This is a genomic window from Streptomyces soli (assembly GCF_003999195.1).
GTDB classification, from domain to species: domain Bacteria; phylum Actinomycetota; class Actinomycetes; order Streptomycetales; family Streptomycetaceae; genus Actinacidiphila; species Actinacidiphila soli.
The window spans coordinates 1-7,697 of the sequence record NZ_RJVR01000078.1; the positions used below are offsets into that span (position 1 = coordinate 1).

The 7,697-nt window shown below is 67.8% G+C and carries 4 protein-coding genes; 3 read left to right on the forward strand and 1 reads right to left on the reverse strand.

Annotated elements, in window-relative coordinates; translation table 11 throughout:
- The coding region (locus EFK10_RS48450; protein ID WP_206305325.1) for a hypothetical protein at positions 1-256 on the forward strand (256 nt) is incomplete at its 5' end.
- Positions 257-333: 77 nt separating this feature from the next.
- Positions 334-3,480, forward strand: a complete 3,147-nt coding sequence (locus EFK10_RS06285; protein ID WP_164835848.1) for a discoidin domain-containing protein — start codon at positions 334-336, stop codon at positions 3,478-3,480.
- A gap of 614 nt (positions 3,481-4,094) precedes the next feature.
- Here the strand turns inward: EFK10_RS06285 and EFK10_RS06295 are convergent.
- The gene (locus EFK10_RS06295; RefSeq protein ID WP_240677026.1) at positions 4,095-5,534 is read right to left on the reverse strand and encodes an MFS transporter; all 1,440 of its coding nucleotides are present in this window, start codon (positions 5,532-5,534) and stop codon (positions 4,095-4,097) included.
- Positions 5,535-7,173: 1,639 nt separating this feature from the next.
- Between EFK10_RS06295 and EFK10_RS06305 the strand changes: the two genes are divergently transcribed.
- Positions 7,174-7,470, forward strand: coding sequence for a hypothetical protein (locus EFK10_RS06305; protein WP_127354763.1), 297 nt, complete (start codon positions 7,174-7,176; stop codon positions 7,468-7,470).
- The last annotated feature ends 227 nt before the right edge of the window (positions 7,471-7,697 follow it).

Sequence of the window (7,697 nt, forward strand, 5' to 3'; positions counted from 1 at the left end):
GGTCTTTGACGACGCCCACCCCAACGCGGCTGATGTCATCGCGTCGGGCTGCGCCACGCCCCATAGAACGAGCGTGCGCCACAAGGGCGGGCTGACCGCCCACGGCACGGGCCTCGGAAAGCAAGCACCTGTGCACGCATCCACCGATCCGGTCGTCGGCCTGCCGGACCGCGCCGAGGAAACTCGCGCATTCGGTGCGGCAGGCCAGTCAGCGGTCGGAGTAACACCTCATCACCGAAACAAGGAGAGGCAATGAAGCCGGATCCATGCGATCACGCGGCTACCCGCGCCCAGCCAGGCGGGGGAACAAAGCAGAGTCGGCTGCGTGTGCTGGTGGGAGCTCTCGCACTGGCTGTTGGCGCCACTGGGTTCCTCGCCGCCGGCCCGGCGCAGGCGGCGGCGCCCGCTGACCCGGGAGCGCACTACCTCTACGCGTCCCCGGACGGCACCGGCTCGGCGTGCGCCCAGAACAACGCGTGCTCGCTGACCGAGGCGCAGATGCAGGTTCGTCAGTTCAACCAGAACATGCAGCATGACATCGTTGTCCAGCTCGCTGGTGGCACCTACTCGATGAGCAAGCCGCTCACCTTCACGGCGGCGGACTCGGGGCACAACGGCCACCAGGTTCGGTGGCAGGCAGCTCCCGGCGCGCATCCGGTGCTCTCCGGCGGCCGGAACGTCTCCGGGTGGAGTTTGAGCGACTCGGCCCACAACATCTGGTCGGCCAGCGTGCCCGCCGACCTGAACACGCGACAGCTCTACGTCAACGGCGTTCGCGCCGACCTGTCCCAGTCCGGGTCGGGACTTCCCGCGGGCAGCACGGTGACCGCCACCGGATACACCGCGCCCGGCGACAGCCTCCAGTCGGTCCGCAACCCCGCTGACCTCCAGTTCGTCTACCGGCCACTGGACTGGGTGCAGGAGAGCTGCAACGCGGCCTCGATCACCGGGACGTCCGCGCAGACGACCATCACCATGAAGCAGCCCTGCTGGGACACCGTGCAGTCGTTCTACGGCGGCTCGGAGCGCGCGGACCTGCCGAAATATCTCGCGAACGACTATTCGTTCCTCAACCAGCCGGGTCAGTGGTATCTCGACACGGCCGCGCACCGGGTCTACTACATTCCGCGATCCGGCCAGAACATGTCCACGGCGAAGGTGGTGGCTCCGGTCCTGCAGAACCTGGTGACCGGCGCCGGAACGGCCACCGCCCCGGTGCACGACATGACGTTCCAGGGGCTCACCTTCGCCTACGCCACCTGGATGCAGCCCAGTGAGGACCTGGGCTTCGCCGAGGTACAGGCCAACCTGATGCTGACCTCGAAGGACGCGTCCTACAACTGGAGCCCGTCCTCCTTCGTTACCCCCACCAGCGGGAAGACCTGGAACAACACCCCGTACGGCAGCCAGGCCGTCCTGATGCCCGACGCGGTGGAGTTCCACGCGGCCAGGAACATCAGCTTTGTCCGCAACACCTTCGTGCACCTCGGCGCCGCCGGGCTCGGCCTGGACCAGGGCAGCCAGCACAACAAGGTCGTGGGCAACGTGATGACCGACATATCGGGCAACGGGTTGCAGGTGGGATCGGCTGCCGATCCCAACCAGAAGGACCCGAATCTCATCGATGCCTACAACACCGTGACCGACAACTATGTCCACGCCGTGAACGCGGAGTTCCTCGGTGGCGTCGGCATGTTCTTCGGCTACGTGCGCGACACCTTGATCTCGCACAACGAGATCGCCGATCTGCCCTACACCGGCATGTCAATCGGCTGGGGCTGGGGCTCGCAGGACACCACCCCCTCGATCGACCAGAACAACAAGGTCACCGACAACTACATCCACGACGTCATGCAGACCCTTGCCGACGGCGGCGGGATCTACGCCCTCGGTCCGCAGCCCGGTGGCGTCATCTCCGGCAACTACATCGGGAAGGTCGTTCACGACAGCGGCCACATCTACCTCGACCAGGGCAGCACCGGTTGGACCATGACCCACAACGTCGAATCGGGCGGCACCACCTGGCTGCGCAGCACGCCGCCGCCGTGGAAGCCCTACACGGCAAACCTCGTCGCCAACCACAACTACGTCGACATGACGTACCTGGCCGACGACGCGAACCAGGTGGCCGTCAGCGACCTCAGCACGGTGACCACCGGCGAGCTGCCCGCCTCGATCATCCAGGCGGCCGGGCTTGAGCCGGCGTTCAAGGACCTCCACCCGACGGCGCCGAGCGATGCACAGGCACCCGCCGCGCCGCAGAATCTGCAGACCAAGATCCTCAACCCGACCTCGGTCCAGCTGACCTGGGACGCGTCGACCGACAACGTCGGCGTGACGGGTTACGAGATCAGCATCAACGGCCAGCTTGTCAAGGTGACCGCCACGCCGGGGGCCACGTTCACCGGCCTGACCCCGAACCAGGTCACGAAGTTCAGCGTCCGGGCAAGGGATCTCGCCGCCAACCTGTCCAGCGCCAGCGAGGTCTCGGTGCCGATGCCGGGGGCGGACACCCAGGCGCCGACCACTCCGGGGACGCCGACGGCCTCCACGCCATACACGACCAGGGTGAAACTTTCGTGGCCGGCGTCCACCGACAACTGGGCGGTCACCGACTACCTGGTATACCGGGACGGCGTGCTCGCCGCGACGACGCCGGACACCTCTACGGTGGTCTCCGGCGAGACTCCTGGCCAGACTTACCAGTTCACCGTCAAGGCGCGGGACGCGGCGGGCAACCTCTCGCCCGCCAGCGAAGTCTCGGTGTCGATGCCGGCGGCGGACACCCGGGCGCCGACCACTCCGGGGACGCCGACGGCCTCCGCGGCGTACGCGACCACGGTGAACATGTCGTGGCCGGCGTCCACCGACAACTGGGCGGTCACCGACTACCTGGTGTACCGGGACGGCGTGCTGGCCGCGACGACGCCGGACACCTCTACGGCGGTCTACGGCGAGACTCCTGGCCAGACTTACCAGTTCACCGTCAAGGCGCGGGACGAGGCCGGCAACCTCTCTCCGGCCAGCCCCGCGGTCAGCGCGACGACGCCCAAATCGCCCAACCTTGCGTCCAACGCGCCGGCCACCGCGCTGTTCCTCGACGGCAGCCCGGCCGCTATGCAAACGAACTCGACGCCGGCTCTCGCGGTGGACGGCGACCTGTCGACCTACGCGCAGGCGAGAAACCAGTACGCCTGGCAGCTGCAGATCGATCTCGGCTCGTCGCACTCCATCTCCTCGGTGGTGACCACGATGCCGTCGGACAAGTTCGCGACCGAGTACAACATCGCGATTTCCCAGGACGGCCAGAACTGGACGGTGGCCGACAAGGTGACCGGATTCATGGGCGGTGTGAGCACGCAGAACCTCACCACCCCGGTCACCGCACGTTACCTGCGGATCGTGGCGGTCAAGCCGGACGGCGGCGGGCAGACAGGTGGCCAGATGGCCATCAGCGAGCTCGCTGTCTACGGCAGCTGACCGACCGTGCGAAGCACGAGGGTGGACTCCACCCTCGTGCTTCGCACGTTTCGCCATCGCCGCTGGTGATCGCGTGGCCACACGCCGGTAGCCGGTCGTTGTAGTTCTCGAGGTGCCATGAGGGAAGCATCAGCAGTGCCTGTAACCCGCAAGGCCAAAAGCCACAAAGGGAGTCTGATCTCGTAGCCCGGACGGTGCTCGTCACGCCTTCGAGGCGGTCGCTTTCTTCGGCTGGCGGGGCACGGTTTTGGTCTTGTCGAGATGCCCGTACACGGTTGAGCGGGGCACGCCGAAGAGGTCGGCGATCTGCTGGACGGTCTTCTCGCGGGCCGCGACCAGCCCGGTGCGGTCGCTGTAGACCTGGCGGATGGGACACCGTTCACCAGCACCGTTACGCCGAGGCGCTGTTGCGGCACGAAGCCTGACGCCTGGTCCGGGGTGGCCGTGTCACCGACGTGGGCGACGGTCGACTGCTACTGGCGAGGAAGTTGCGGGCGTGTTCGTCGAGTTCGGCCGCGCGCTGCAGGCCGCGGGCCCGGAGCTCACGCGGCCGTGGCTCTCGGTTTGCCCGTTCGACAGGGGCCGTGCCCCCCGACCTCGAACCTCTTCTCCTCTCATCCGCGCCCTTGACGGACTTCCGGCTTTTTGGGCTTCGTCGGCACACACAGCCACGCGAGGCCTGCGGCAGTGAGGTAGGCGAGCGCGCCGATGGCCATACTGGTGCGCAGCCCGGCGTTGTAGTCGGTGTCCGTGGCGAGCAGGCTGCCTCCGAGTGCTACGCCGATGGTGCTGCCGATCTGGCGGGTGGTGTTGAACAGGGCGGAGGCGACCCCTGGGTACGTCGGCGGCGCGGCACCCATCACGGTGGCGGTCGAGCCGGTGAGGGCGAAGGACGTACCGAACCCCGCGGCCATCATTGGGGCCACCAGCAATGGGTAGGCGGGAGCGACGCCCGCTGCGGCCCAGCCGGCCAGCCCGAGGGCGGCCAGGAGCATGCCGGAGATTACCAGCGGACGATCGCCGGTGCGGCGGGTCAGCCGACCGGACAGGACGGAGGCGAACATGGTCATCGCCACCGCTGGGAACAGTGCCGCCCCGGTGTCGAGGGCGCTGAAGCCGCGCTGGTGCTGGAAGTCCAGGCTGGCGGTGAACACCATGCCGTAGAAGCCGAAGTTGAACAGCAGACCGATGATGGCTCCGCCGCTCATCGCACGCGAGCGCAGCAGGCTCAGCGGAAGGGCGGGAGACCGGGCCACCCGCTCGCGCACCGTGAACGCCGCGGCGGCCAGCGCGGCCAGGCCCACCCCAGCGAGAACAGCAGGATCGGACCAGCCACGCCGTCCGGCCTCGTTGAGTGCCGCGGTCAGCAGTGCCACTGCCGCCACCACCGCGCACTGCGCCGGCCAGTCCAGAGCCCGGGCGGCCTGCCGGGGCGAGGGCGCCACGTGCCGCAGCGTCAGCAGCAGGCAAGCCACGCCGACGGGCAGGTTGATCAGGAAAACCCACCGCCAGCCCACGGTGGAGACCAGCAGCCCGCCCAGCAGCGGCCCGGCGGAGGCCGCGATGCCCGCCATCGAACCCCACAGCCCGAAGGCTCGCGAGCGTGCGGCTGGCACCGGGTAGGCCTGCTGGAGCAGGGCCAGAGAACCGGGCACAATCAATGCCGCGCCGAGCCCCTCCACAAGTCGGGCCGCAACCAGAAAGGGGGCGCTCGACGCGAACGCGCACGCGGCCGAGGACACAGTGAACACCACCACGCCCGAGCAGAAGACCCGCCGGTTGCCCAGCCGGTCGCCCAGCGCGCCACCGGTCATCAGGAACCCGGCGAAGACCATGGTGTACCCATCCGTGATCCACTGGATGCCGGTGAGCGAGGCTGACAGTTGCCGGCCCACCACCGGCACGGCGACGTTGATGATCGTCACGTCCAGGATCACCATGAAATACCCGGCGCACACCGCCAGCAGCGGTGCCAAGGACCGCCGCCCGGACTCCGGGGCCGACTCAGGAGAGGACAGGGGCTCACCGCCACCGGCCGACTCCGCGAACGCCACGTCCCCAACTCCATCCCGTCCGCGGAGCTTCCATGCAAAAGCCACATTAAGGTAAATATGGTCCATATTGAAGAACCGGGCTGAATACCCAAAGGCCCGCCGCCGGGCGAGGGCGGCGGTGGCTGAGGGGCGACGGTCGCTGGCTGAGGCGATCCGTGGAACCGTGGCTGTGAGTTGTGGTGGGTCGTTCGTTTTCCCCCTGTGAGCGATGGCGGAAGATCCACCTTTGCCACCCGACACCGCCATGCGGGCTCGGGCAACACCCACCCGCAGAACACCGGACGTCGGCCCGACACCCGGCCGACAGATACAGCGCCCGCTGGGCGGCCGGAATCAGTGCGCCGTCTGCACGATCCATGTGGTTCTCCTTTGAGAGTCAACACCGCTTGGGCAAGGCGTGGCAGTGGGTCTTCAAGCAGTGGGCGCGTTCGGCCCTGAGGCACACGGTCACGATCGCGGAGGCCTGAGCCTTATCGACCGTCGCGGGGAAAGCTGGAACGGCGCGGCGACGCTCGCTTCCTCGGACGTGGTCCGGATGCGAAGGGTCGGCAAAGGCAGGTTCGGCAGACTCCTGGACGACCGGACGTGGGACGAGTTTCCCATCAGCGCGCCAGATGGGTCCCCGAGCAAGCAACCGGGTCGGACAGGATCGCGGTCACAGCACGCGAGTCAGGCAGCGAGGCGGAGTCCACCTCGGGTCAACGCGGCCGGCGGCGACAGGTCACGCGACGCAGCCGGAAGACCCAGGCAACGGCACGGTGCCCCGCCCCCGGGGCGAGACGTCCGTGTGCTGATGTCGCCCAGGCGCCCAAAGATCTTGCGATGGTGCTGGAGAGCCGGGCCCGGGCCGACCACGTCGGCGGGGACACCGGCAGCCTGGTCGCCTCGGAGTAGGTTTTCCATTCCTCGTACCAACTCGGTGCCAGGACGGCAGCGAGCATGACGAGTGGGATAAGCACGGCGGATATCAACATGGCTGTCCTCCCGAAGGGCCAACGCGCCAGCAGGGACCGCACTTGTCAGGCCGCGATCAGAAACAGCGACGGGTGCGATCGAATCTCTGCGGGGTCCTTGTCCGTGCCCCGTGGCGCCTGGAGGGCCTGGTTGCGGGCCGGCGCCGGCGGGCATGTGCCGCGCGGGGGCGGAAGACCTTGTCCTCGTACCGGCTGAGCGCCAGCACGAGCATCATGGCCGGGACGAGCATGGCAGAAATGATCACTGCGTCTCCCTCTCCTCGGCAAAAAGGCTCTGCCATCGTTGAGCGGCGTCCGCACGCGGGAAACCGGTGGGGGAGGCCGTGGCCAGTGGCGCGCAGCCGATTCCCGTGGGACACATGGGTGAAGGCGGGCGGGGGCAGCGGACGGCAGACTCGCCCGAATGAGTGAATGGGGGAGCGGCCGGACGCCGTCATTCTGCTTTTCCCAGTCGTCGCTGAAGTCACCGGATGGCTTGGGGACAACGCTGATGAACAGGGTGAGGGCTAGGTTGCGATCTGGGTGCCGGGCCGTGCCTCCCCCCGTCTCGGCCCGGCACCTCTCGTCTGATCAGGCCGGCCAGCGTGGGCGGGTTCGGTCCGGTCGGGGGACGTCACCAGATCGATGGTCTGTTCGGTGATCGTCGAGGGAACGGATGAAGCCGAGTGTCCGAGTTCCTGACCTACCGCGGCTTCACCGGACGCGGGGGAGGACCTGTCAGCCCGTCGACACTGCGCCGCTACCTGCCGGAATTCCGCGCCTACGCCGCCTGGCAGCACATCCTCGAAGACCAGGGCAAGGAACCGACAGCGGACGAACTCGCCCTGGTGCTGGCCGAGCGGGGCAACAGCGGGGCCGCGTACACCGTGGCGAAGCTGCAGCGACTCCTGGACGACTTCCCGCGCCGCCGCGCAGCGCTCGCCAGCGACTGGGCCGACAGCAGCCTCACCACGCAAGAATGACACACCCCACCAAGATCAACCTGACCAAGCACTATTAGGGCGCGTATCGAGTTGTGATCAATGGGTGGTCCGGGTGAGGTCTTTGATCCAGATCATCGAGGCGCGCAGGGGTAGGCCGGCGAGGTTGTGGGATCTTGGTGGCTAATTCCAACTGTCAAGCAGCGAGGGAGAGTTGGAGTCTGGCGAGGTGGCTGTGGTTGGCGCGGTCGAGGGGGTGGCCGTTCCAC